The organism is Nonomuraea sp. NPDC050153, from assembly GCF_044460125.1.
GTDB lineage: Bacteria > Actinomycetota > Actinomycetes > Streptosporangiales > Streptosporangiaceae > Nonomuraea.
In genome coordinates this window covers 1-23640 of sequence record NZ_JBITJQ010000063.1, presented here as the reverse complement: position 1 = coordinate 23640, position 23640 = coordinate 1, and the positions used below count along the sequence as shown (strand labels likewise).

Genomic DNA, 23640 nt, shown 5'->3' with positions numbered 1-23640 from the left:
CCGAACACCTACTTGAGCCACTCCACGATGTGCTCGTCCAGCGGATAAGGGGACCGCCGAACCGGTTCGTGGTCAGCACCCAACATCGCGCGTCACCGCGCCCGAAGCCGCAGGTGAGAGCTAGCCATGGACTCCCCGCGGCCCGTTTCTGGTGTATTCCGGCCGGCCCCCGTCCAGGGCGGCGTCGTACTGCATGCCGACATCAGGAACGTACCGGGTGCCGGGCCGCGGGTACTTGGAGGCGTCGATGGCGAACATCGCCACCCCTGCCGGCCCGGCCGGGCGCACCCAGCGGGCCAGCACATCCCGTGCCTGCTCGACGATGACCTCACCAGACTCCAGCGCCTGATACAGGCTGCCCCAGCCCCGCCGGCACGCTCGGTCGAACATCAACTCCGCCACACTGCGGATCGGCCGCCCGGCACCCGCCAGCGCATCCACGATCTCGAACAACGCATCGGCCCACCTGCCGAACACCGAGTACACCTCGGCGCGGAACGCCGCCAGCTGCTCCAGAGCGGAGACTTCCCGCATGGCGCGTTACAGGGCACAATGAACTCCACGGCCGTTCTGGTGATCGTTTCTTCGCAGACCGATCATGCCCAGACGGCCGTTCCCATGCCAACCTCCGTGGCCGAACCGCGATCAACCCCTGACCTGCAGCCTTAAATCGTCAGACCCTATGAGATCAACGGCCTTCCCGCCCTCGCCCCGGCAGCACGCGCTTCCACCACCTAACGGATCTCCCGGCATTTTCCGCGGCAGCCCGCTCAAGGTTGCCTCGGACGATACGCGTCGTCGGGTGGTCGTCGCCCAGTACCCGCTCGCATTCGGCGAGGGTGGCCTCGTACAGCGGGATGGCCCGGTCCAGGTCCCCCGCCGACTGGTAGGTGTGGGCGAGGTTGTTGCGGGAGGTCAGGGTGGAGGGGTGGTCGCCGCCCAGCACCCGCTCCCGGTCGGTGAAGGTCTGCTGCAGCAGGGGGATGGCGCGGGTGAGGTCGGCCACGTCGTACAGGTACCGGCCGCACCAGGCGCGGAGATCCAGCAGGTCAGTAGGCAGGCCGTTGCTGGCACGGGCCTGCCGGTAGAGGATGTCGGTCTGTTCGATGAGCAGCTCGACCGCGGCGCGAGCCGCCCACGTGCCGGAGCCGTCGGGCAGCGTGGCGTTGAAGGCGTGCAGCAGGCCGGTGGCCTGGTCCAGAAGGGTGTCGAGGCCGCCGTGGTGGGCGGCGCGTTCGCGGAGCACACGTTGGATGAGGCGGTGCATCAAGACCGTTTGGCGGTCCTCGCTGAAGGTGATCAGCGAGGTGTCGGCCAGGTCGGCCAGCAGCTGCCGGGCGCCTACCGGCTCGGTGCCCGCACCGGTCCACCGGTGCAGGATCGGCAGCGGGACGCCGGCTGGGGACAGCACTGCGAGCATGCCCAGCAATTCCTGCGCCGGCGGTAGGGCGGCCTCGGCCTGGGTGACCGACAGCAAGATCGCTTCGGCGGTGCCGGCCGGGTAGGCGTCGCCGTGCTGGGCGGGCAGGTAGTCGCCGACGGGGAAGGCGCGTAGCTCTTCCAGGTAGCCGTGGTAGTCCAGGGGCAGCCGGGAGATCATCGCGGCGGCCTGGGCCAGGGCCAGCGGCAGATGCCCGAGCTCGGCGGCCAGTTCGGCGGCGCCAGCCGGATCTGCCAGGCCGGTGCGCTCGTGCAGGAAGGCCGCCGCCTGGGCGGCGGTGAACATCTCCACCTGTACCGGCTCATAGGCGCGCAGGAAGGCGCGGTTGCGCGAGGTGATCATCACTCGGGTGGCGCCGGTGGCCGGGCACCAGGCGCGTAGCGCGGCCACGTCGGTGGCGTTGTCGAAGACCAGCAGGGCCGGCTCGGTGGTGGCGGCCAGCCAGGTCTTGGCGCGCCGCGCGGCTGTGGCGGCGTCATCATCAGGCCGGCGCTCGCCGAGCCGTTCGTCCAGGGCGGCCAGCCCGGCCAGGATCTGGTCGGGGGTCTCGGCGGCGATCCAGGCCACCACCGGCCAGCGCGCCGCCTGGCAGGCCCAGGCGTAGGAGGCGGCCAGCATCGTCTTGCCCACTCCGGGCGTGCCGGCCAGCGCAGATCACCACCGCTCCGCCGCTGCCCGCATCCCGCCCGCTGGCGCCGGGTTCGCCGAGCACTTCGGCGAGCCGCTGGGTCAGCTGGGGGCGCTCTTGGAAGCCGGGCGGGCGCTGCGGGATGTCCCCCTCGACGATCTGGCCGGGCTCGGGTGCGGGTGGGTAGTGGTGATGGTGCTCGACGCCCACGGCCTTGTTGATGACGTTGTCGTGGTAGTCGATGTGGTCGCCCTCAGCGCCGTCCATCGTCATCCCCGTCGTCATTCCCATCCGGCGCGGCGGGGTAGGGGTCGCCCACCTGTTTGCCTACGACCTTGTCGTGGAAGGTGTTGTGGTGGAACTCGAGGTGATCGCCGCCGTAGGCGCGACGGTGATCGTCGCCTTCGTGAATGGTCTGGTCGCCGCCGGCCTGATACACCCGGCCCTGGCCCGAGGCCTGCGCCCGCATCTGCACGTTACGCGCCCCGTCACCGGTCGAGACGATGCCGGTGTTATTGCCGCCGATGGCGATCGACCGCTCGCCCGAGGCTGACACCTGCGGCAACGCCTTCCGCGCGGCGTCCGGCGGGTCCGGAGTAGCGACGGTGGCCGGCTGGGCGCGGTCGGCGCGCACCTGCGCCCGCAACGCCATCACGGCGACCACCAGCCCGGCCACACCGACCACCATGCCGGTGAACATGCCGACCACGCTGGCCCGCTGATCCAGCACCCCCAGTACGTCCGTGGGCAGGTGCAGCGGATCGGCGAAGAACCAGACCAGCCCCACCGCCAGCGAGGCCGCCAACACCACGACCGCGATCACCGCTACGCCGCGCCACAGCCGCGACCCTGGCGCGCTTTCCGCCCCCGGCGTCGTCTTCGACATGTCTCCAGAGTGCTCCCGAACCGGCACGAGCGGGCCCATAGTGGCGAACGCGTTACCAGTCATCACGACGTCGCGAAACGGTTGTTTGCGGGACGGCCACCGCAGGACTTGCCGCGATCACGTTTCCGCAGGAACTATCGTCCCGAAACCCGTTGTCACTTTCCGAAGTTGTGTGCACGGATGTCCTGGGCTTTCGGGGATCTGTGCAGAGGACTGTGAAGCGCCGGCTTGTCCGTAGTTCTCTGCGCTGCTTCCGGCCGCGTCGGTGGCCGCCCGGTGATGGTGACCGAGGACGTGCTCGCCGCCGCCCGGGCCCGCCGCGAGCGCGGCCGGTCGGTCACCCGGATCGCCCTGGAACTCGGCGTGGGGCGGTCGACGCTGTATCGGGCGCTGGAGAACGACGACCCGCCCGCCGCCATGGGCGCCGCGCCCTCCCGCTGACGATCCTTTCTTCCAGGGCCTCCCGTGCGTCCGGCACCATGCAGCCGCCGCCTGGGGTGTTTTAGGCGTGGATCCGGGCGCTGTCCGAGACATCCTCCGCGCGGACCCGAAGCCGACCGTCCGGCAACTGCTCGGAGGCCGCTCGCAGGCGCGCCTCCCACTCGCCTGTGGGCCACCGGGTCCGCTCACTCCAGACCACACCGGCGAAATTCGCGCGGTCAAGGTCCGCGCGGGTGAGGTTCGCGCCGGTCAGGTCCGCGCGGATCAAGACCGTGTCGGCCAGGTGCGCGCCGTCCAGGTTCGCGCGGGTGAGGTTCGCGCTGGTCAGGTTCGCGTCGGTCAGGTTCGCGCGGGTGAGGTCCGCTTGGGTCAGGACCGCGCCGGTCAGGTTCGCGCCGGTCAGGTTCGCGCCGATCAGGTCCGCACCGAACAGGTTCGCCCGGGTCCCGACCGCGTCGACCAGGTTCGCGCCGTTCAGGGTCGCGTGGGGCAGGTCCGCGTCGGTCAGGTTCGCGCCGCCCAGGTTCGCGCGGGTCAGGTCCGCACGGGTGAGCTTCGCGTTGCTCAGGTCCGCGTTGCTCAGGTCGGCGCCGGTCAGGTCCACGCCGAACAGGAGCGCGCCGGGCCACATCGGGGGCCACGAGGGTGCGAATGCCGGGGTGGTGCGGGCAAAGGCTCGCCACCACGACCGTCTGGGCTTGCGGTCGCCGGTCGGGCGGAAAGCGGGCGAGGTACGGGCGAAGGCCGTGATGAGCCGGCCCGCGAGTGAGTCAGCGCGCAGCATCGCTTTCTCCTACCTGCCTGGTGACCGGGTCGGCCGATGACGCAGCCCCCGGCTCGGCGATGATGCCCGGCCTGGACTGATCGCCCTGATCGGGCGCCGCGGCGGCCGGCCCCATCTCGGCGGGTCTCGTCATGCCGGCGACGGTGGGGAGGTCGGCCTGCACGGGGATCTGCTGGCTGAGCTTTTCCAGGATGAGCGGTGCGGCCGCTCCCAGCGCCAGGGCGATGAGGGGTGTCATGCCGTTGACCGACGCGCCGGCGGCGCCGGCCACCACCGCGCTGGCGGCCGCGCGGCCCAGCACCGAGACCAGGTAGGGCCGCCGCCCGGCCCATGTGGATAGCGCCAGGGCCAGCCGTGGCCCACCCGCCGCACCGCCTTGATGAAGTCGAGCGCCTCGATGGCCAGCCCACCGCCCAGCCCCCACAGCGCGAACATCCAGCCCATGCACTCGACCGTAGACGTGTCAGTCGGGAACGCCCACCTCGTTGGACATCTCCGTCGTTTCTGGCTCCACTGACATCCGACGGCAAGACCCCACTGACACTCTCGTGGGCACTTGGCCTGCCGTTAAGGAGGCTGTCACCAAGTACACGCGAGCGGTGTTAGCCCAGGTAGAAGGTGCCTGAGTAGTGCCTGGAGCTCCGGCCGAGCCCGACCGCACGGTCCCAGCTCCGGTAAATACGTTGCGGGGTCCAAACGGGCGGGGCATGCTGGGTCGATCGAGCGGCGGAGAGCGCTGCCTGGACTAAGGAGGGCTGACGGATGGCCATCACTGCGCTGCGGCATGTCCGCATCAGTCCCACCTCTTTGTTCAGGAGCACACCCGTTGTCTTCCGAGTACGAGCCCTCTGATATCTACTCCGACCTCGACTCCCCCCGGTCGGAATTCACCCGTGACGAGTCCCAACCAGATCCGGCCGCAGCCTTCGTCTTCACGTTCCATTCGGTCGACGAGGAGCCGGGCCCGGATCAGCGGTGGTCCACCTGGCTGGAGGTCGAGCGCGGTTCTCGCGGCCCGGAACCACGCCCCTCGTGGGTTGTGACGGAACAGGCTGCGATCGACACCGAGCTCGGCGTCCTCAAAACCGGCAAGGAAGCCGACGTCTTCCTGCTCGAACGGGCCGTCGAAGCCATCGGCGACAACCCGGCGAAGTCCTCGCTGCTGGCCGCGAAAAGGTACCGCACCGAGGAGCACCGGTCCTTCCACCGCAGTACGTCGTACGTCGAAGGCCGCCGTACCCGCAACAGCCGCGACAGCCGGGCGATGGCGAAGAAGACCTCGCACGGCCGCAGTGTCGCGGCCGGTCAGTGGGCATACGCCGAATGGGACGCCCTCAACCGATTGTGGAAGGCCGGCGTCCCGGTGCCGTATCCCGTGCAGGTGGACGGCACCGAGCTGCTGATGGAGTTCATCGACGACGGCGAGGGCGGTGCCGCGCCCCGGCTCGCCCAGGTCCGGCCGTCGAAGGAGCTGCTCGGTGTGTATTTCGAGCAGCTCCGCAACGGCATGCGTGAACTGGCCCGCGCGGGACTCGCGCACGGCGACCTTTCGCCGTACAACGTCCTCGCGCAGGCCGAGCGGATCGTGATGATCGACCTGCCCCAGGTCGTCGACATCGTCGGCAACCCGAAGGGCATGGACTTCCTGATGCGCGACTGCCACAACATGGCCACCTGGTTCACGAACCGCGGGCTCGAGATCGATGAACAGGAGCTGTTTGCCGACCTGCTTACGATGGTGTTCTGATCGCCTTCTGCTGACGACAACACACTCGGACACCGACAGGTCTATCCGGAACCTACAGCGGTGCGGCGAAGTCGGTGACGACCAGTGGCTGACCGAGACCGTGGGCGAGGGGCTGGTGGCAACCTCTAGCCTGTACCTGGACCGCGGCGCCTGGATCACCCTCCTCCCGGCGAACTGATCAGTGCCCTGAAGGCCGCCGGCTCTCATTCCAGCTCGGGGCCTCGTCGGCTCCTCGGCGAACGTCCCGTACGCCTCGGCCTGCTCATCACCCAGAAACTCCACTGGTACGACCGGACCTTCACCAGACCCAGGGTCCACCCGACAGGGTTTCGCCGAACCCCAGCGAACGAGCGGATCATGCACCAAACGGCCCTCCACTCGGACAGCTGCGATGAGACCCCAGGTAGCTCTGCGCAGTGTTCCGATTTCGTCACGCTGCGATCACGTCACAGCGAAGCCCTTTACGACACGGCCTTGGGCTTCAGGCGAGTGGCTCCGTGGCATCCGGCCACGGAGCCTCCGCGAAAACCCGTTGGCGGACCACGGCGACCACTGCTAGCTTTCTGGAGGCCGTGCCAGAGAACGAGGAGGTGGTACCCGTGAACGCAGTATCGACATGGGTGCTCCCCTCCGGGGTCACGGTCGGGCGATAGGTCGTCCGGGAGTGCCGTTCAAGAGCACTCCTGAAAGGCACGACCATGCAATTCACTTCTGAACAGCGCCTCGACGACGGCGTCGTCGAACGCGAATTCACCCTCGGTGAGATCCCCGGCATCCTATGGACGCCCTCATCCGCGTCCGCACCGGTCCCGCTGATCCTGCTCGGCCACCCCCCGCTCGGACTGCACAAGATGTACCCCCGGCTGGTGGCGCGGGCCCGGCACGCCGCGGCGGATGGCTTCGCTGCGGCCACCATCGAGCTCCCGGGGAGCGGTGACCGGCCCCGTTGGGCCGGCGCCGAGCAGGTAGGCGCCGACCTGCGCCGGGCTATGGAGGCCGGCGAGCCGGTCGGCGACGAGATCATCGACGCCCTCATCCTCCCGCTCGTCGACAAGGCGGTCCCGGAATGGCAGGCCACCTTGGACGCCCTCCTTGCGCTGCCCGAGATCGGCGGCCCGGTCGGGTACTCGGGGGGAGTGATCTCCATCGGCATCCGGCTTGCACTGATCGAGCCGCGCATCGTGGCCGCCGGCTTCTTCGCCGGGAGTTTCGTGCCTCGCACCATGTTCGGGGAGGCCCGACAGGTCACCATTCCGCTGCATGTCCTGCTGCAGTGGGATGACGAAGGGAACGACAGGCAGGCGGCCCTGGACCTGTTCGACGCCTTCGGCTCCAAGGAGAAAACGCTGCACGCCAACATGGGCGGGCACACCGGTGTCCCGCAGTTCGCCGGGGAGGACGCGGCTGGGTTCTTCGCCCGGCATCTGCGCTAGCCGCGGGCCGGGGCCCGCCGCCAGGCCAGCAGCAGGCGGTAGGCGGCGCCGGCCGGCACGCCGCTCATCGAGGACAAGCCCCGGCCCTCCTCGATAGCGGTGGCCAGCAGATGCACAACCGTCCCGACCGGCCGGTCGGGACGGCGCCCGGCCACCACCGCCTCCATCAGCCGGGCCCACGTGAGGCACTCAGCTCGTACCTTGCCGATCGCCGGGCAGGCGACCGACCCGACCACCAGCGCCCAGGCCGGGTCGGGGTTGGCGGCCAGCAGCCGGCCGTCTGCGAACCAAGCGCAACATGGAGCACCACGCCAAATTCCACACCGAACGCTGGTCACAGGCCGTAGTGATTGCTACGCAGTCCTACTTGGGTCTCATCGCAGCTTCCCGAGTGGAGGGCCTAAACGACCATGATTGTTCTCAGCGCCAACGGCTGTACCTCACCAGTACCGAAGGCCGGGATGGTGGCCGGTCAGTGGTGCCGGCGGCTGGGGTCGTGCTCGGCGAGCGCGGCGGCGACGGCTTCGGTGCCAGGCCCTGGAGATGCACCCTGACACCGCCCGGCGCCGCTTCGGGCAGCAGGCCGACATGGACCACACCTCGCCCACCCCGCACCATGACGAGGATCAGAACGACAAGGGCGACGCCGGCGATGGCGGCGACGGCGGCCCGGCCGACGATGGCAGGCTGCTGCCCGAGGACCTGTGGCGGCTGCTGGCCGCCGCCTACGCCGCCGGCGAGCACGGCCGCTGGATCGCCCAGGACGGACCGGCCTGGAGTCGGCTCGGTGTGAGCCACCGCCGCCGCGGCGTGGAGGTGGCCTACGTCATCAGCCGCGACCAGCGTGGGCGGCAGGAGGACACCCGCCGGTGGATCACCGAGACCGGCCGCGCCCACGTCCGCGCCAACGCCGACCGCTACCGCGCCCGCTACCCGCACATCGAGCTGCACGAGCCCGGCCCCGACTTCGCCCCGTTCACCGACCCGGTCGACCAGCAGCTGCTGGCCGACATCGCCACCGGCGTCCTGGCCGGCCCGTACGCCGACATCCCGGCCTTCTACCGGGGCGACGGCTGGCACGACCAGGCTGAGCGCCGCGTCCACCACCACGTCGAGAGACTGCGCGACCGGGGCCTGGTCACCCTGAAGGCCGGCGACGTCAGGGCGCTCACCGCGGCCGGCCACGCCCGCCTCGCCGAGCTGGCCGGAACAGGCCCCCGTCCCGCTCCCCTTCCGGAGGCCGACCCCACCCCCACGGCTGACGCCGCAGCGCCGAGCTCGGCGCGCGAGCCGGCGGTCGAGGAACCGGCCACCCGCACCAGAGGGCGCCGGGCGACGCCCGCGCCCGTTGACGCCGACCAGACCGACGTCGGCCAGGCCCTCACCGAGGCGTCCGGCGAAGGCCTCGCTGAAGGACTCGCGGGGGGCCTCGCCGAGCACGCCCAGCCGGTCGACCAGAGGCCCCCGGCCGCGCCGGTGTCTGAGGTGTACCTGGCGCAGCTTGGCGGCGGGAACCGTGTTCTCCTGGTCGACGGGGCCCGGGTGGGATGGCTGCATCCCGCACCCGAGGGCTGGCAGGTCCACGACCGGCACGGGCGGCTCGTCACCACGCTGCCCGCCGACGACGCGCCCGGGCACGGCGTGGTGGTCGGGCTGGACCTCGCCCGGCGCGCGGCGGCCGCGCTGGGCATCGGCGGCGCCGAACGCGCAGGGGTGACGGTCGGGCGGCTCGACGACCACCGGGGCAGAACGATGGACACCTCGCCGGCGGCGCTGGCGTCCTGGAGCCTGCTCAAGGGCCGCGTCCCCGGCCGCGTCGACGTGATCGTGCGCGGCCGCTGCGTCGGCTGGCTGCAACGCGACTCCCGCGGCCGTGACGTCGCCTGCACGCTGGACGGCCCCGTACCCGGATCGGCCGGCACCAACCGCGTGCAGGCCGTGACCGCGCTGCTGGCCGCACTCATCGCCCCCGCCCCTTTGCCCGAGCTCGACCCCGAAGCCCGCACCGCCCGCCGGCCGCGCGCCCGCTCGCCGCGGGAGCGGCCAATCAGCCCCTTCACCCCGGCGCAGCTGGCCGCCGCCGCGCTGACGGAGAATCTGCCGCGTCTGGCCGATGGCTCCTACCGCGTGCACATCGACGACGGCTACGACGACACGGAGCTGGGCCGCGTCTACCGGACCGGTCGCCGCTGGCAGGCCCTCAACCCTGACGGGCGCGTCGTCGTGCGCCGCGCCGCGTCCCGTACCGAGGCCGTCGACCAGTTGCTCGCCACTCCCGGCCCGCTGTTCGGCGACCCCGCCGACACCGTCCTTCACGACGTACACGACCTGTGATCCGTACGTCAGTAAGTCCCCGCTGATTCACGTACAAGATCGCATTCGAGAGCCCCCGGCCTCCCTTTTTTCTTCGAGGGCGCCGGGAGGCTCTCTTCGTGCCAGCTCCCCTGGAAGGGGGCGAGGGACCACGGCCATCTCGGCGGTGTGTCCGACCTCCAGCGGGAGCAGATCGAACCGATCGGTCGCGATGGACGTGATCGTGAGGGGTGGCTTGGCTCCGTCTACCTGGAGGCGGATCTTCCTGACTATTGTGATCTTCATCTTTCGGAGGGGGAAAGCGGTTGATGGCGGACGGGTCTGAGGTTTCGCTGGGCAGCGGGTACGTGCTCCTGGAGGAGATCGGCGCCGGCGGCATGGGCACCGTCTGGCGGGCGCGGCACCGGGACACCGGCGACGTCGTGGCGGTCAAGCTGCTGCGTGACGGCCTCGCCGCCGACCAGGACCTGGTGCTGCGTTTCATCCAGGAACGTCAGGTGATGCGCACCTTACGCCATCCCCACATCGTCACGGTCCGCGACTTCGTCGTCGAGGGCGAGCGCCTGGCCCTGGTGATGGACCTGGTCGAGGGTGGCGACCTGCGCACGCTGATCCAGCGGCGCGGCACCCTGCCCCCGGGGGAGGCGGCGGCCCTGCTGGCACAGACGGCCGGCGCGCTGGCCGCCGCACACGAGATCGGCATCGTCCACCGCGACGTCAAGCCGGGCAATGTCCTGCTCGACCGGGCCACCGGTCAGGTCCGGCTGACGGACTTCGGGGTGGCCCGCATCCTGCACGGCCCTGGCATCACCCAGACCAGCGCCGTCATCGGCACGCCCGTGTACCTGGCACCCGAGGTGGCCGACGGCGAGGCCGCGACGCCGGCCGTGGACGTGTACGCCCTCGGGCTGATCCTCTACGAGCTGCTGGCCGGGCGTCCGCCGTTCGTGGGGGAGCACCCGATGGTGCTGATCCGGCAGCACGCGATGGCCGCGCCCCGGCGGCTGCCCGGGATGCCCGACCCGCTGTGGGCGCTCGTCTCGGCGTGCGCGGCCAAGGACCCGGCGGCGCGCCCGTCCGCGGGGGCGGTCGTGGCGGCGCTGCGCGAGGCCGCGCCCGCGCTGGCGGGCCTTCCGGCGCTGCCGCCTGTCTCGCGGGGCGAGGCCCTGTCGGTCACCTCCGAGCCGCTGGCCCCGCCGGTCCCGCCCTCGCCCGCGCCTTCTCTGGTCCGCGCGTCCGGCTCCGTGCCCTCGCCGGTCGGCTTGTCCGGCACTGCCCCGGCCGGTCCGCCCGTCCCGCCCCCGCCGATGGCCGGCCCGGCAGGCCCAGGAGGGCCCGCCGATCCGGGAGGCCCCGGGGGCGGTCCTGAGCGCCGGTCGCGCAAGCGGGTGGTCGTGTTGTCGGCCGCCGGGGCGGCCCTGGCGGTCAGCGCCGCGGCCGTCGCCTATGTGGCCCCCTGGCGCGCACCCGTCACAGTGGTGGCCCAGGACGCCCTGGCGCCGCTCGCCGTGCAGCCCGCCCCCACGACACCGGTCACCCCCCCGGGAGCCACCACCCCCGGCACCGGGAAGCGTGACGAGCGCAAGGGCGGCACGGCCCGCCAGGTGGATGACGGCACCACCGCCGACCCCGCCGGCCCCCCGTCCACGGAGCCGAAGAAGAAGACCACCACCCACGAGCCGGCCTCCGGGCCGACCACGGAGTCCAAGCCCGTCGACTCGCCCAAGCCGCGCACCACCGACGAGACGGACGAGGTCAAGCCCGACGACGGCACCCAGAAGCCCGACACCGACCAGGTGTCGAAGCTGGACTGGCGCTGCCGACCCTGGGCCCCGGTGGGCGAGGGCACGATGATGGCGCCCTGCATGGTCCTGGTGGACGGCGTCTTCCACATCAAGGGCAAGATCAAGGGCCCCAAGTCGGTCCGGTCGGACATCCACCTCCAGCTCTACAACACCGACGCCGAGACCAACGCCTCGCAGCCGTACATGTGCAAGGGCGTCTCACCGATGACCAACGGCGGCGTCGCCGTGTGCGGCCCGTTCACGGCCACCACGCCGCGGGCCGGCAAGCTCCACGACGTGCGCCAGCGGTGGAAGCTGAACGGCACGACCGTGTGGAGCGGCGGCGCGGAGAGCCCCGCCGAGATCTGGTAACCCCGCCGGGAAACGGCACGGCAGCGCGAGGACCTGGCCGCCGCCGGGGAGCGCCTGGAGGAGACGCGCGGCCAACTGGCCGCCGCGCAGTCCGCGACCCAGAGCGCCACCCAGCGGGCGGAGGTCGCCGAGACGCGGGCCACCGCCCTGCAGGAGGCCAAGAGCGCCGCGGAGGCGTCAGCCCGGGAGGCTGTCCAACGTGCCGAGGCCGCCGACGCTCGCGCCGGCGAAGTCCTGGCGCTGCTGCGTCAGCGCGACACCCCCCGCCTGAGCACCTGAGAGCCCCCGGGCCCCCCTTGATTTCCTCCCTTCAAGTGGTCGTCGCAACACCCCAGCTCGGGGAGTGCGATGGACTTCGAGATCAGGGCAAGCCGGGAGCGGCAAGGCCCGAAGAAGCTGACCCGTGAGCGAGAGGCATACTTCCGGCTTGTGGATCAAGGGGTCAGCAGCCGCGAAGCGTGCCGGATCGTCGGGATCAACATCAGGACCGGAAAGCGCTGGCGGAACGGCACGGCACCGAACAAGGCAAAGAAGAAGGGGGCACCGCCGGCCAGACGACCGACGGTGCCCCCTTCTGGAGCGTCCCGCTACCTGCGGGAGGACGAGCGGATCTACATCGCCGACAGGGTGCTGGAGAAGGCCTCAATCCGTGACATCGCGCGCGAACTCGGCCGCGCGCCTTCGACCATCAGCCGGGAGATCCGCCGCAACCGGCGCCACCACGAGTTCTCCGTCGCCGCGGACATGCCGGTCTACTTCTGCGATCCGGCCAGCCCGTGGCAGCGTGGCTCCAACGAGAACACCAACGGCCTGCTGCGTCAGTACTTCCCCAAGGGCACCGACCTGTCCGTCCACACGCGCGAGTAGCTCGACGCCGTCGCCGCCGAGCTGAACTCCCGACCCCGCAAGACGCTCGGCTGGGACACCCCTGCGAAGCGCCTCGCGGAGCTCTTGCGGCCTGCGCCTGACCTGGCAGCAGGCGGCCCTGTGGCATCGCTCCAAGGCTCAAGCTCGACGCTCAACCGGTTGCGGGACGACATCGCAATTCTCCCCGAACATCGCCGGGCCCGAGACCAGAGTCAGAAGACGTAGTGGTGGAAGTCGGCGGCCTTGGCCTCCTTCTCCGTGCAGAAGAACGGACCGTCGAACGGCGTCACCGCGTAGTCCTCGTCCCCGGGGACGTTGTAGCTCATCCCTGCCGCGAAGCCACTGGCCACGACGGGCAGGCCGCCGCACCTGACCACGTGGTACGGATAATGGGCCATCGTGTCGACCAACGGCGTGACCGACGCGATCGCGTACACGGCCACCGCCGCCACGAGCGCGCGCAGCCAGTCCGGCCGGAAGCGCAGCAGGGCGAGCAGGATTAGGCCTGCGAGGTAGGCCAGCATGAACAGCACCAGGTACGGCACCGAGAACAGCACCCACGACCGCCCCCGCAACGTGACGATCGCTGCGACCAAACCCAGCGCGGGCAGCCCGATGACGAACGTGGCCAGCCACGCGCTCGCTCGCTGAAATGACCTCATGCGTGGTGTGATGATCAGGTTCATGGGTTGGTTCTCTGGCAGGACCAGAGGATTCCCAGACCAGAGGTGGCGGGCGTCCTTCCCGGAGCGGACCGACCGCCCTCGGAAGGACACTCAGCGGTAACCATCTCGCTATGCTGACTGCCGCCAGCGAATGATCACCTGCGTTGCGACGATCCCTCGAATGCGCCATTTTGAGGGGGCCCGGGGCTCTCTTCGTGCCGGGTTCCCCTGGAAGAGCCCCCGGTCTGAGCTATCGGTCGGTGGCTGGGAAGTGCCGGTCCAGGATTTCGGCCCACTCCCGTAGGACGACGAATCCGCCGTGGCCGTGGAACTGATCCGCCTGAAGGGCGACCAGCTCGGCGAGCGACGCGGCGAACGGGCTGGCGGCCTGCTCAGCGGGCAGCGCCTGCAGGGCGGCCTGGAAGCGTGCGTGAGCGTCCGGGAACAGCTGCTGGGCCCGCTCCTCCTCCTGGCGCGTCAGCTCGACGCCCTCCATCGGGCTCAGCCGAGATAACAGGAATTCCGGCCATAAGCGGATCTTGAACACTCTGACCTGCGAAAATATCGAGGTAACGAGCTCCGTTGTGGGGCTCGCGTCAGCCGTACTTCCGAATCACCCGTGCCCGCCGGCGGCCGCGAGTGACCGGAGCCTTCCGCTGTTGGCGTCGAGCCAGCGGGTCGTGTCCTCCAGCTTGTGGATCCGGTCGGTGACCTCGCCGAGCTGTGCCTTGCCGTTCAGCCAGCGGCCCGCTCGCGACAGGGCGCTGCCGACCGCCCGGGCGAGGAGCAGCCGGGGCAGCGCGTCGGCCTCGGAGGCGTCCAGCGGGCGGACCGAGGCGTATCCCCGGAGGAAGGCCGCTGTGCGGGGCTGCCAGTCGCGCGTCTCCAGGGCCCCGCTGTAGAACAGCGCCGCCACCATGTCCTGGACCAGGAAGCCGATCCCGGCGAACTCGAAGTCAAGCAGCCCGCTCACTTCCCCGGTGTCCTCGTCGACCAGCACGTTCGAGGCCGCCAGGTCGCCGTGGATGACCTGGGTCGGCAGCGCGCCGCCGCCCGCGGGCCACTCCTGCCCGACGCGGCGCGCCACGGCGTCGAGGCGGGCGACCTGCTCCGGGCTGATCCCGGCGGCGCGCAGCTGACGGCAAAGGGCGCCGACGTCCGGCACGGCGGGGTGAGCCAGAAGATTAACGCGCCAGTCCCCCAGCCCGTCTTCTGGCGGCACGCCGAGCATCGCCTCGCCGAGCAGCCCGGCCGCCCGGCCGAAGCGCTCGAGTGCCGTCTGGTCCGTGAGGTCGGGCCGCACGCCGGGGATCCACCGGCAGACGGTGGCAGGCCCGGCCGCGGTCTCGATCACCGTATCTCCGCTGGGCGCGGCGACTGGTTCAGGCACCTGGAAGGGAAGTCCGGCCTGCCGTAGCCGCCGCAGGATTCGGTGCTCGGCGCCGACCTGGGCGGCGGACTGGGTCTGGCTGACCCGGAGCACGAATCGGAGGCCCCCCTGGCGGAGCATGAACGTCTGGTTGTTGGTCCCCTGCTCGGCTCGGATGATCGTCGTGCCCGGGGGGAAACCCCACGCTGCCGGCAGCCCGGCCATGAATTCCAGGTCGGCGGGCGCGGTCACGCGCCAATTTTGGCAGTATGCCCAGGCTGGTGCGCAACCGGTTATAGGAGCCCTCGGCGGAAGAGTCGGCAGAGGGTTCCTGTTCTGGTCGACCAGCCGGGGCCGCGCTTTCCTGCTCGGGTCGAGCTGCGGTATGGCCAGAAGCGGCCATCAGTCGATCATGTTCGCAATCTCGGAAGTGGATTCGAGGTTCTCTGAGACTCTGCGATGCACAATCTCGGGAGTACGGCTGGCGCGAGGCCCACGACGGAGCTCGTTACCTCGATATTTTCGCAGGTCAGAGTGTTCAAGATCCGCTTATGGCCGGAATTTCTGTTATCTCGGCTGACCCCGTGGGCGCCCTTGAGCTCGGCGTTTGCTGGTCAACCATGACGCGATCCAGGAAGGCCTGCTGCTGTTGGAACAGGCCTCCCGCCTGGACAATGAGCTGCTGCTCGCCCTTCCCTCGATGCATACCGGTGACCGTTTCTACGGCGCCATCGTGCGGGACATCAGCCGCCGCGTCGCCGCCGGATATCCTGGGTTCAACAGATCACGATGCTGTCTAGGACACGAATCCAGGGCTTGACATGCGGAAACGCCTAGTGGCACGCGTCAGCGGCGTGTTACTAGGCGCCTGTGTTGTGGCTGGTCAGCGTGGTGACGCTACTCGGCCGGGGTCAAGCTGGTGATGCGCTTGGGTGTGGGCAGGTCGAGCGCGGACAGCACGTCGCGTTGAGGCTTGGTCAGCTCCGAGCACTGCCGGTAGGTGCCGGCCGGCCCGGCGAAGGTGGCCAGAGAGATCTGCTCGAGCTGGTCGCGGACGCGGTTCCAGGTCTGCCCGGTGCTGTTCTCGACGAGGCGGATCAGCAGCAGGCCGAGCCAGTACAGCAGCACATGGGCGCGGATGCGGTCCTCGGTGCGGTGGTAGACCGGCCGCAGGTCCAAGATCTGTTTCATGTCTCGCCAGCCTCGCTCCACTTCGAGCAACTGACGGTAACCAAGCGCGATGTCCTCGGCGCTCAGGTGCGGGTCGCTGCTGCGCAGCAGGTACTTGCCGTCCAGGTTGGCCTCGGCCTTGACCTTCGCCCGATCGACGCGCAGCAGCCCGCCCGGGGTCAGGCGCAGGAAGCGTTTGAGGCCCGGCTTGGTCGACAGCACCCCGGCGAGCTTGCCGCGTTCCAGCTTGTCCAGACGGTCCGAGCCGTCGATGGCCTCCTCCAGCCGGGCGACCAGGTCGGCGCGCACGGCGGCGTCCCGCTCGGCCTGCGCCGGGTTGAAACAGATGATCAGCCGGTCGGTGGTGCCGACGTTGACCTCCTTGACCTGCAGGTTGCCCGAGACGGTCGCGTAGCGGCCCTGCCGTGACAGGGCCGCTTTGATGTCGGGCGAGTTCGAGCGGAGTTTCTCTCCGATGATGTAGCCGCCGCCTCCCTTCATCAGGGCACGCCGGTTCGCCTGGGAGGTGAAGCCCCGGTCGGCCACCCAGATCACCTTCGATAGTGACCATTCCCGCAGGTCGGTCTTGACCTGGCGGATCAGGTCGCTGTCGCCGGTGTTGCCGGGCCAGGACCAGACCCGCACGGGGATGCCCTCGCGGGTGACGGCCATCCCGACCACGACCTGGGGCAGATCGTCGCGGGAGTCCTTGGACTTGCCGTAGGTGCGAAACCCTGCCATCTTCTGCTCGCCGTCGCCGTCGCCGTCGCCGTCGCCGTCGCCGTCGCCGTCGGGCTCGGGGCCGGTGACGACGCGGCCGCGCTCGTCGCGGGCGAGGGCCGCGTCCGGTTCGTCGATCTCGAAATACGTTGAGGTGGTATCGAAAAAGATCAAGTCGAGGTCAAGGTTCAACAGGTCGGTGACCTGGAAATACGCCTCTTTCGCCAGCTCGGGTTCGATCTGGAGCAGCCAGTCCATGGCCCGGTAGCAGGTCTGGGCGTCCAGGTCGGCGTCGTCGAGACCGTTGATGTGGACTCGGCCGGTCATCCAGGAGGCGGCGGCGAGTTTGGAGGAGGCGCCCAGCACCCGGTTGGCGACCAGGCCGAACAGGACGCGTTCGACGCGGGGGTCGAGTTTGCGGCCGGCGAGACAGCGGCGGATCACCTCGTCCAGGGCGAGGCGGTGCCATAGTCCGTCCAGGACCAGGGTGCCGCCGAACGGCCGGGAGCCGAGATAGGCCAGCTCGCCGGGGGTGGTCAGGGCGGCGGCGCGGGCCGGGTCGAGCAGCCGGGCCAGTGAGGCGACCAGACGCTCGATCGCGGCGCGGTCGAGCTGGTCCTCGCGGCCGAAGGAGTGCAGCACTTTGGTCCGCGACGTCCGAGCGGCGGGATCCCACTCGTTGTGCGCGAGTTGCAGGTAGCGCACCGCCTGGCCGGACTTGTTCTTCCGTGTCGTCACTCTCACAAACACGTGACTAGACGATACACCACCAATCCCGGCTTAACGTGCTGTAATCATCCGGATCGTGTTACTAGGCATTCTGGCTGTTCGGAGAGCGGCGCAACGCTCTGACCTGGGCCTTCGTTGCAGCCCGTGCCCAGAAACAGTCGTGATCTGTTGAACGCAGGTAATCCGGCCCGTGCCTCGCACCGCCGTCCACAGCCGAAACCCCTCACCTGCAGACGACACGAAGCGATGCAGAAAATGCGACACCCGCGCCCAGCTCGCCGAGCAGCTCGCTCAGATCGAGGCCGCCGAGCGCGCGGCGACGCGGTTGCAGCAGGCCCGCCAGACGGTCATCGACGGCCGCGCGCACATCCGCGCGCGCCGCCAGCGCGAGGCCGACATCGCTCGCGAGCTCGACGGGCTGGGCCGGTTGCGCCCCTCCCATCGGGCCCGCCGCCGCGAGTTGGAGGCCGCGCTGCCCGGCCTCGGCGAGGACCTGGCCGCCACGCGCGAGCGCCTGGCACCGATCCTGGCGCAAGGCCCGGCCCTGGAGGTCTACCACACCGAGGGGCACAGGCTGATGGCTGCGGCCGCGGCCATCAGAGTCGTCGGCGCGGCTCTCCGTGCGCATCGCCAGTGACGGGGTCACAGATTCGCGATCTCGCGTCTGGGTTCCCGCTACAGGGGCGGTCCGCGCCTTGATCCGCGCCTGGGGGGCCAGGCCTCAGCACATCTCCTCGGCCGCGTTCCTGAGGCCGTCCTGAGTGAGCTTGACGTCGTAGCCGTACTCGGAGCCGTCGTCGTAGTACTGGATCACGATCCCGTCCCGGTGCAGGTCCTTCTTATGGCCAGCTCTGAGCGTAACCCCACCGTAGGTGAGCTGCACGCCGGCCTTGAACGCGCTGATCTTGTAGAACCGGTCCTCGCGCAGGTCGAGGTCGCCCTCCGTCACGGACCAGCCCTTGGGCAGCTCCTCCAGGTCGACGAACCCGATCTTCTCACCCTGCAGGGCCGGACCGCTGATCCTGGCCTGATCGAGCAACTCGCCACCAGAGCGGTGGTAGACGACCATCGAATCCGGCGCCTGGTCGCACCAGGCCACCGCCACCGTCAAATGGCCGTTCCTGCCGAGCATAAGCCCGGTTCGGCCACCGCCTGCCGGCGTACATGCCGTCAGTGCGAGCAGCACTCCGACGGCGACGGCACGGGCGACCTGGAATCTCATGATCCGTAAGCTGCCACACCGGTCGGCCGGTGGTCAACGGGACGTCTCAGCCGCTTGGCCGTCAGCTCCACGGTCAAGGCCCTCAGGTTCTCCTCCAGATGCACGATCGACGACATACCAGGGATCGGCGAAGCGTGCAGCAGCAGCGCCGAACTCCCACTCCAACGGGACGTTCGCCTTTAACGCCGGATTCCGTTCCAAATCTCTCTGACCCCCGGCACATGGCGCCTCACCAAGGGGGCATGGGTGCCAGGTCTGGGCCCCGAGGCAGTCAGTGCAAGAGGATGGGCCGCTCGGGTACGGGGGTGGACCTGCAACGGAACCGTTTCGTACGGTAAGTGCCTTTCCGCAGGCCAGAGCGACGGTCGCCCAGGGCCGGTGCGGGATCGTTAGCGTACGGTCCGGTTCCGTTGCAGCTCGCCGGTGCTCGTGGGTTCGGGGTGGATCGCCTGGTGGGTGACACCCGGTGATGGTGATCTTCGTGTCCAGAAGTCCTCAGTAACGGGCAAGATCACTTCAGTCCTCGATGGACCACGGCCGCTCCGCTCTAGCCAGTGACAAGTACGGCGATGATCAGGAGGGCGATGACGCCGATCGCGGCCAGCGGGAGTAGCCAAATCCGGAGTTCGATACGCGGTAGGGGCCAGCGGTGCGATGTGGCACAGGAGCCGCTGACCACGCCGATCCCGGTCGTTCGCTGAGCCCGAGCACCGAACACCACCGCGGCGCCGACTTGATCGAGGTCGGCGCCGCGGTGGTGTCAGCGCAGCTTGCTGAAGAACGCCCGGATGTCACCGACGAGCAGGTCGGGGGCCTCCATGGCGGCGAAGTGGCCGCCGCGGCCGAATTCGGACCAGTGCACGACAGTGTGTTCGAGCTCGACAGTGCGCCGGATCGACACATCCATGGGGAACACCGCGACCCCGGTCGGCACCGTGGAACGCTCACTCGCGCCCCAGGCTCCGGCGTGCGCGGTCTCGTAGTAGCTGTTGGCCGAGGACCCGGCGGTGCCGGTCAGCCAGTACAGCATCACGTTGGTGAGCAACAGATCCCGGTCCACCGCGTCCTCGGGCAGTTCGGCGGCCGGATCGGTCCACTCCTTGAACTTCTCCACGATCCAGGCCAACTGCCCCACCGGAGAGTCGTGCAGTCCGTGCGCCAGAGTCTGCGGCCGGGTGATCTGGATCATCACGTAGCCGGACTGCTCGGTCTCCAGGTACTGCAGGTGCTCCAGCCGCGCCCGCTCGGCCTCGGTCAGTTCTCCCACCTCGTCCGGGTTGACCTCGGTGAACGCGGAGAGCCCGTTCGCGTGCACACCGACGACCTTGTCGGGGTTGAGCCGGCCGAGCCCCGGGGAGATGACCGCGCCGGTGTCGCCGCCCTGCGCGCCGTAACGATCGTAGCCGAGCCGGTTCATCAGCTCAGCGAACGCCCTGGTCACCCGGTTGGTGTCCCAGCCGGCCTCACCGGTCGGCCCGGAAAACCCGCTGCCGGGGATCGACGGGATCACCAGGTGGAACGCGTCGGCCGGGTCGCCACTATGTGCCCTGGGGTCGGTCAGCGGGCCGATGACGTTCAGGAACTCCACGATCGAGCCGGGCCAGCCATGAGTCAGGATCAGCGGCAGCGCGTCCGGCTCGGGCGAGCGCACGTGCAGGAAGTGAATGTTCTGCCCGTCGATCTCGGTGGTGAACTGCGGGTACTTGTTCAGCTCCCGCTCATAGACGCGCCAGTCGTAGCCATCGCGCCAGTACTCGGCCAGCCCCTTGAGGTAGCTCACCGGCACCCCACGGCTCCAGCCGGCATCGGGCAGGTCCGCGGCCCACCGGGTCCTGACGAGCCGGTCCCGCAGATCGTCCAGGTCAGCCTGGGGAATGTCGATGGTGAAGGGCCGAATCTCGCTGTTGTTCTCCATGCCGGTAACTCTAGGAGCCGGTTAGGACGGATTCGGTCCTAGGCCGATGGCAGACTTCAAACCATGTGGGAAACCTCGGCACGGCTGCTGCGATTGCTCTCGCTCCTTCAGACCCGACGCGACTGGTCCGGCGCCGAACTGGCCGAGCGGCTGGAGATCACTCCGCGGACCGTGCGCCGCGATATCGACCGGCTGCGCGGTCTCGGCTACCCCGTGCTGGCCACCGCCGGCATCGCCGGCTACCGGATGGGTGCAGGCGCGGACCTGCCACCGCTGCTGCTCGACGACGACGAAGCCGTCGCGGTCGCGATGGGCCTGCGCACGGCCGCCGGCGGTTCGATCACCGGCATCGAGGAGACCTCAGTGCGGGCCCTGGCCAAGCTCGAACAGGTACTGCCGTCCCGATTGCGCCACCGGATCAGCACCCTGCAGTCGATGACGGTGCCAATGGCCAACACCGGCCCCACCGTCGACCCGAGCACCCTCACCGCCATCGCCGCCGCCTGCCGCGACTCGCTGCGCCTGCGCTTCGACTACCGCACCCACGACGGAACCAGCAGCATCCGCACGACTGAGCCGCACCGGCTGGTGCACGCGGGCCGGCGCTGGTACCTCATCGGCTGGGACGTCGACCGCCAGGACTGGCGCACCTACCGCGTGGACCGCCTCGACCCGCGCACGCCCACCGGCCCCCGGTTCACCCCGCGCACCCCGCCAGACCCCGATATCAGCGGCTACACCTCGCGGGCGATCTCCACGTCGGCCTACCGCTACCAGGCCCGGTTCACCCTGCACGTCAGCGCCGAGACCGCGGCGGAGCGGATCGCCCCCACCACCGGAGCGCTGGAGCCGATCGACGAGCACAGCTGCACCCTGCGGGCCGGGTCCAACTCGCTGGACGAGTTGGCCATCTACGTGACAACCAAAGGGTTCGACTTCCGGGTGCACGAACCCCCGGAGCTTGTCGAACACGTCAGGACGCTGGCAGCCCGGCTCGCCAGCGCGACGGATTAGGGCGTGTCCCGTGATCATGTGACTGGGTCGCGGAGCCAGATGCGGATCGAGGTGACATCGAGGGTGCCCTGGGTAGATGAGCTCGCGCTTGTCGTACCGCGTGGCCACGGCACCTCCGCACTGTGACACAGAACCCCACAGGGTCAACGCAGCGCCGCACTGGGCGTTCCGCGGTCACCTTCGCCGATCCGGACGGCACGAGCCCGACCAGGGTGTAAGTTCCGCCGCTAAATGGCCGGGATCCTCGGAGCTATCTGGCCGAGGGTGAGCTCTTTGCGGGTGGGGCGACGGCAGAGCTGTGGCCGGCATCGCCGCGTTTTACGTTGACCGGCCCCGCCGTACCGTCTCGGTCTATGAGGTGGTCTGGGCGGGTTGAGCTGTCCGTCGTTGCGGCGGCCCGCCCGAGAGGCAAAGAGCCCCTTGGCTCCCTCCGCGGAGGAGGGAGCCAAGGGGCTCAGCGGACTACAGCGGGGTTTACAGCCCTGGGGTGGCCCAGGAAGAGACGAGCTTCAGCCGGATCTACTTGATGAGGAAGTAGGGCTTCCCATCCTCGGTGCCGAAGCCGACCGCGAGCACGGAATGGGTGAGTTTACGAGGATCTTTAGACGGGCCGTCGTCAGCAGCGAGAGATCGAGCAGCACGAGTCTGGGGCCTGGGAACAGGGCCCGCGGTGTACTCGGCAACCGGCTTCCCCCCAGCGTCGACGACTGTGATCGTCTGTGGGATGGCGGTTCCGTCCGTGGCCTTCAACAGCACCGAGCCGTCCTGCTCGATCAAGGCCAGCGACGCAACGTCGTCGATAGTGATCTCTACCTTCTCCACATGGTCTGACACCTTCGATGATCCTTCCGCCGCTTTGGTAGGTGAAATGGACGCTACGTGGAGTTACACCCCGGCCTGAGTGGACCCGCAGAGGACCGGAACGAATTTTGCGTGGCGATGTGGGTGAGGCCCCAGACGACGGCCCGGCCAGACGCGAACGAGCGCACGGCTACCACCAGCCCCACCCGAACATCAGCACCGGCCGAATAACGCCGAAGCTCTCGGCCATTTACCGGCGACTGTTACAGCTGGGGTGATGTCGGCGTTGGGGAAATTCTCGCCTTTGAAGAGCAGGGGCTGGTCGAGGACGCCGAGGGCGAGTTGCTTTGCCGAGCGCTGGGTCCGGACGGTGCGGCCTGAGTGCACCGACCGCATGCGGGTTTACGGCGAACATCACCTGCGCTCGGCTCTGGGTCGCGTCCTCGGAGGACACTGTTGGCGAATCTGCCAAAGGGCGTAGCTGATCTGTCTTCCGAGAGCACGATGAGCTCATCCACGAGCATCGTGAGGGCTGATCAAGATGTCGCTCCATCCCCGTATTCCCGGCGAGATTCCTGCCCAGACGGCACAGGTCGCCCGTCAGGCCTTCCCCAAGGGCTGCTTGTGCATGCGGCTGCGTGACGCGCTCGGTCCGCTGTTCGCCGACGAGGACTTCCTCGACCTGTTCCCGCACCGTGGCAAGCCAGCCTGGCCACCGCACCAGCTCGCGATCGTTTCCATCCTCCAGTTCCTGGAGGATCTCTCCGACCGCCAGGCCGCGGCCGCCGTACGCGCGCGCATCGACTGGAAGTACCTGCTCGGACTGGAGTTGACCGACACCGGGTTCGACCACTCGGTGCTGAGCGAGTTTCGCGACCGCCAACTCGTCGGCGCAGACTCCGAGCGGCTGCTGGACCTGATCCTGGACCGGATGCGGGAGCACGGCCTGCTCAAGCGGCCGGGCCGTCAACGCACCGACGCCACGCATGTGCTAGCCGCGATCCGCCGGCTCAACCGGTTGGAAAACGTCGCCGAACATCTGCGGGCCGCCCTCAACGCGATCGCGACGGCTGAACCGCACTGGTTATCCTCATGGGTCCCCATCTCATGGTTCGACCGCTACGCGCGACGCATCGAAGACTTCCGGTTGCCCCAAGACAAGGCCGACCGCGCCGCCTACGCCGAGCAGACCGGCCACGACGGCCGCACCCTGCTGCAGGTCCTCCACCGTGCCGACGCACCCCGTCCGCTCCGGGATCTTCCGGCGGTGCAGGCGCTGCGGATCACCTGGATCCACCAGTTCGTCACCGAAGACGACCGGATGCGCCTGCGTGACCCT

22 protein-coding genes and 1 pseudogene are annotated in these 23640 nt (G+C 69.4%); 10 read left to right on the top strand and 13 right to left on the bottom strand.

Features of this window, described 5'->3' with window-relative positions:
• Positions 1-120: 120 nt before the first annotated feature.
• The 3 genes from ACIBQ1_RS60415 to ACIBQ1_RS60405 all read right to left on the bottom strand — a co-directional run bounded on the left by ACIBQ1_RS60415 (position 121) and on the right by ACIBQ1_RS60405 (position 2955).
• Entirely contained in the window at positions 121-534 is a 414-nt protein-coding gene (locus ACIBQ1_RS60415; RefSeq protein ID WP_397292488.1) for a transposase, read from the bottom strand.
• A gap of 154 nt (positions 535-688) precedes the next feature.
• Positions 689-2071 carry a tetratricopeptide repeat protein gene (locus ACIBQ1_RS60410; RefSeq protein WP_397292487.1) on the bottom strand — a complete coding sequence of 461 codons (1383 nt, stop codon included), beginning with the start codon at positions 2069-2071 and terminating at the stop codon, positions 689-691.
• Positions 2072-2322: 251 nt separating this feature from the next.
• Positions 2323-2955, bottom strand: a complete 633-nt coding sequence (locus tag ACIBQ1_RS60405; RefSeq protein ID WP_397292485.1) for a hypothetical protein — start codon at positions 2953-2955, stop codon at positions 2323-2325.
• A 279-nt stretch (positions 2956-3234) separates the two neighbouring features.
• On the opposite strand from ACIBQ1_RS60405, the gene ACIBQ1_RS60400 reads away from it, so the two are divergent.
• Positions 3235-3396: a helix-turn-helix domain-containing protein gene (locus tag ACIBQ1_RS60400; RefSeq protein ID WP_397292505.1), complete on the top strand. Its 162-nt coding sequence runs from the start codon at positions 3235-3237 to the stop codon at positions 3394-3396.
• Between the two features lie 61 nt (positions 3397-3457).
• Here ACIBQ1_RS60400 and ACIBQ1_RS60395 read toward each other — a convergent pair whose 3' ends face one another.
• Together ACIBQ1_RS60395 and ACIBQ1_RS60390 are read right to left on the bottom strand one after the other, a co-directional pair.
• Positions 3458-4000, bottom strand: a complete 543-nt coding sequence (locus tag ACIBQ1_RS60395) for a pentapeptide repeat-containing protein (protein ID WP_397292483.1) — start codon at positions 3998-4000, stop codon at positions 3458-3460.
• A 166-nt stretch (positions 4001-4166) separates the two neighbouring features.
• Complete coding sequence (locus ACIBQ1_RS60390; protein WP_397292482.1) at positions 4167-4481, bottom strand: hypothetical protein; 315 nt, start codon at positions 4479-4481, stop codon at positions 4167-4169.
• 483 nt (positions 4482-4964) lie between these two features.
• Here ACIBQ1_RS60390 and ACIBQ1_RS60385 point away from each other — a divergent pair, with 483 nt between their 5' ends.
• Both ACIBQ1_RS60385 and ACIBQ1_RS60380 read left to right on the top strand, forming a co-directional pair.
• A complete protein-coding gene (locus ACIBQ1_RS60385; protein ID WP_397292481.1) occupies positions 4965-5927 on the top strand; it encodes a serine protein kinase RIO in 963 nt (320 codons plus the stop codon).
• Positions 5928-6625: 698 nt separating this feature from the next.
• Positions 6626-7360, top strand: coding sequence for an alpha/beta hydrolase (locus ACIBQ1_RS60380; RefSeq protein ID WP_397292479.1), 735 nt, complete (start codon positions 6626-6628; stop codon positions 7358-7360).
• On the opposite strand, the gene ACIBQ1_RS60375 is transcribed toward ACIBQ1_RS60380, so the two are convergent.
• Positions 7357-7596: a hypothetical protein gene (locus tag ACIBQ1_RS60375; protein ID WP_397292478.1), complete on the bottom strand. Its 240-nt coding sequence runs from the start codon at positions 7594-7596 to the stop codon at positions 7357-7359. The genes ACIBQ1_RS60380 and ACIBQ1_RS60375 overlap by 4 nt on opposite strands.
• 307 nt (positions 7597-7903) lie before the next feature.
• Here ACIBQ1_RS60375 and ACIBQ1_RS60370 point away from each other — a divergent pair, with 307 nt between their 5' ends.
• The 3 genes and pseudogenes from ACIBQ1_RS60370 to ACIBQ1_RS60360 all read left to right on the top strand — a co-directional run.
• Positions 7904-9694, top strand: a complete 1791-nt coding sequence (locus ACIBQ1_RS60370) for a hypothetical protein (RefSeq protein WP_397292476.1) — start codon at positions 7904-7906, stop codon at positions 9692-9694.
• Between the two features lie 287 nt (positions 9695-9981).
• Entirely contained in the window at positions 9982-11829 is a 1848-nt protein-coding gene (locus ACIBQ1_RS60365; protein WP_397292474.1) for a serine/threonine-protein kinase, read from the top strand.
• A 348-nt stretch (positions 11830-12177) separates the two neighbouring features.
• Positions 12178-12789: pseudogene (locus ACIBQ1_RS60360) on the top strand (IS30 family transposase); the annotation flags it as partial.
• A 119-nt stretch (positions 12790-12908) separates the two neighbouring features.
• On the opposite strand, the gene ACIBQ1_RS60355 reads toward ACIBQ1_RS60360, so the two are convergent.
• The 3 genes from ACIBQ1_RS60355 to ACIBQ1_RS60345 all read right to left on the bottom strand — a co-directional run bounded on the left by ACIBQ1_RS60355 (position 12909) and on the right by ACIBQ1_RS60345 (position 14982).
• Positions 12909-13358, bottom strand: a complete 450-nt coding sequence (locus tag ACIBQ1_RS60355; RefSeq protein ID WP_397292473.1) for a hypothetical protein — start codon at positions 13356-13358, stop codon at positions 12909-12911.
• Between the two features lie 253 nt (positions 13359-13611).
• Positions 13612-13857 (bottom strand): hypothetical protein, encoded by a 246-nt coding sequence (locus tag ACIBQ1_RS60350; protein WP_397292471.1) that lies wholly within the window; start codon positions 13855-13857, stop codon positions 13612-13614.
• 117 nt (positions 13858-13974) lie between these two features.
• Positions 13975-14982, bottom strand: a complete 1008-nt coding sequence (locus ACIBQ1_RS60345; protein ID WP_397292470.1) for a phosphotransferase enzyme family protein — start codon at positions 14980-14982, stop codon at positions 13975-13977.
• A gap of 355 nt (positions 14983-15337) precedes the next feature.
• Here ACIBQ1_RS60345 and ACIBQ1_RS60340 point away from each other — a divergent pair, with 355 nt between their 5' ends.
• Complete coding sequence (locus tag ACIBQ1_RS60340; protein ID WP_397292469.1) at positions 15338-15550, top strand: hypothetical protein; 213 nt, start codon at positions 15338-15340, stop codon at positions 15548-15550.
• Between the two features lie 77 nt (positions 15551-15627).
• Here the strand turns inward: ACIBQ1_RS60340 and ACIBQ1_RS60335 are convergent, their stop codons facing one another.
• Positions 15628-17358 (bottom strand): IS1634 family transposase, encoded by a 1731-nt coding sequence (locus ACIBQ1_RS60335; protein ID WP_397292467.1) that lies wholly within the window; start codon positions 17356-17358, stop codon positions 15628-15630.
• 181 nt (positions 17359-17539) lie between these two features.
• On the opposite strand from ACIBQ1_RS60335, the gene ACIBQ1_RS60330 reads away from it, so the two are divergent.
• Entirely contained in the window at positions 17540-17986 is a 447-nt protein-coding gene (locus tag ACIBQ1_RS60330; protein WP_397292466.1) for a hypothetical protein, read from the top strand.
• Between the two features lie 84 nt (positions 17987-18070).
• Here the strand turns inward: ACIBQ1_RS60330 and ACIBQ1_RS60325 are convergent, their stop codons facing one another.
• Together ACIBQ1_RS60325 and ACIBQ1_RS60320 are read right to left on the bottom strand one after the other, a co-directional pair.
• Positions 18071-18571: a hypothetical protein gene (locus tag ACIBQ1_RS60325; RefSeq protein WP_397292464.1), complete on the bottom strand. Its 501-nt coding sequence runs from the start codon at positions 18569-18571 to the stop codon at positions 18071-18073.
• Positions 18572-19331: 760 nt separating this feature from the next.
• Positions 19332-20486, bottom strand: coding sequence for an epoxide hydrolase family protein (locus ACIBQ1_RS60320; protein ID WP_397292463.1), 1155 nt, complete (start codon positions 20484-20486; stop codon positions 19332-19334).
• Positions 20487-20549: 63 nt separating this feature from the next.
• On the opposite strand from ACIBQ1_RS60320, the gene ACIBQ1_RS60315 reads away from it, so the two are divergent.
• Positions 20550-21500 carry a helix-turn-helix transcriptional regulator gene (locus ACIBQ1_RS60315; protein WP_397292462.1) on the top strand — a complete coding sequence of 317 codons (951 nt, stop codon included), beginning with the start codon at positions 20550-20552 and terminating at the stop codon, positions 21498-21500.
• Positions 21501-22019: 519 nt separating this feature from the next.
• Here ACIBQ1_RS60315 and ACIBQ1_RS60310 read toward each other — a convergent pair.
• Positions 22020-22322: a hypothetical protein gene (locus ACIBQ1_RS60310; RefSeq protein ID WP_397292460.1), complete on the bottom strand. Its 303-nt coding sequence runs from the start codon at positions 22320-22322 to the stop codon at positions 22020-22022.
• 520 nt (positions 22323-22842) lie between these two features.
• Here ACIBQ1_RS60310 and ACIBQ1_RS60305 point away from each other — a divergent pair.
• On the top strand, positions 22843-23640 hold a 798-nt coding region (locus ACIBQ1_RS60305), incomplete at its 3' end, for a transposase (protein WP_397292459.1).

Bases quoted from the DNA above. Each gene is read 5' to 3' on its own strand.
- ACIBQ1_RS60415 (WP_397292488.1), bottom strand. From the start codon at position 534: ATGCGGGAAGTCTCCGCTCTGGAGCAGCTGGCGGCGTTCCGCGCCGAG.
- ACIBQ1_RS60405 (WP_397292485.1), bottom strand. From the start codon at position 2,955: ATGTCGAAGACGACGCCGGGGGCGGAAAGCGCGCCAGGGTCGCGGCTG.
- ACIBQ1_RS60400 (WP_397292505.1), top strand. From the start codon at position 3,235: ATGGTGACCGAGGACGTGCTCGCCGCCGCCCGGGCCCGCCGCGAGCGC.
- ACIBQ1_RS60350 (WP_397292471.1), bottom strand. From the start codon at position 13,857: ATGGAGGGCGTCGAGCTGACGCGCCAGGAGGAGGAGCGGGCCCAGCAG.
- ACIBQ1_RS60365 (WP_397292474.1), top strand. From the start codon at position 9,982: ATGGCGGACGGGTCTGAGGTTTCGCTGGGCAGCGGGTACGTGCTCCTG.
- ACIBQ1_RS60325 (WP_397292464.1), bottom strand. From the start codon at position 18,571: ATGAGATTCCAGGTCGCCCGTGCCGTCGCCGTCGGAGTGCTGCTCGCA.
- ACIBQ1_RS60385 (WP_397292481.1), top strand. From the start codon at position 4,965: ATGTCCGCATCAGTCCCACCTCTTTGTTCAGGAGCACACCCGTTGTCT.
- ACIBQ1_RS60380 (WP_397292479.1), top strand. From the start codon at position 6,626: ATGCAATTCACTTCTGAACAGCGCCTCGACGACGGCGTCGTCGAACGC.
- ACIBQ1_RS60315 (WP_397292462.1), top strand. From the start codon at position 20,550: ATGTGGGAAACCTCGGCACGGCTGCTGCGATTGCTCTCGCTCCTTCAG.
- ACIBQ1_RS60370 (WP_397292476.1), top strand. From the start codon at position 7,904: ATGCACCCTGACACCGCCCGGCGCCGCTTCGGGCAGCAGGCCGACATG.
- ACIBQ1_RS60320 (WP_397292463.1), bottom strand. From the start codon at position 20,486: ATGGAGAACAACAGCGAGATTCGGCCCTTCACCATCGACATTCCCCAG.
- ACIBQ1_RS60355 (WP_397292473.1), bottom strand. From the start codon at position 13,358: ATGAGGTCATTTCAGCGAGCGAGCGCGTGGCTGGCCACGTTCGTCATC.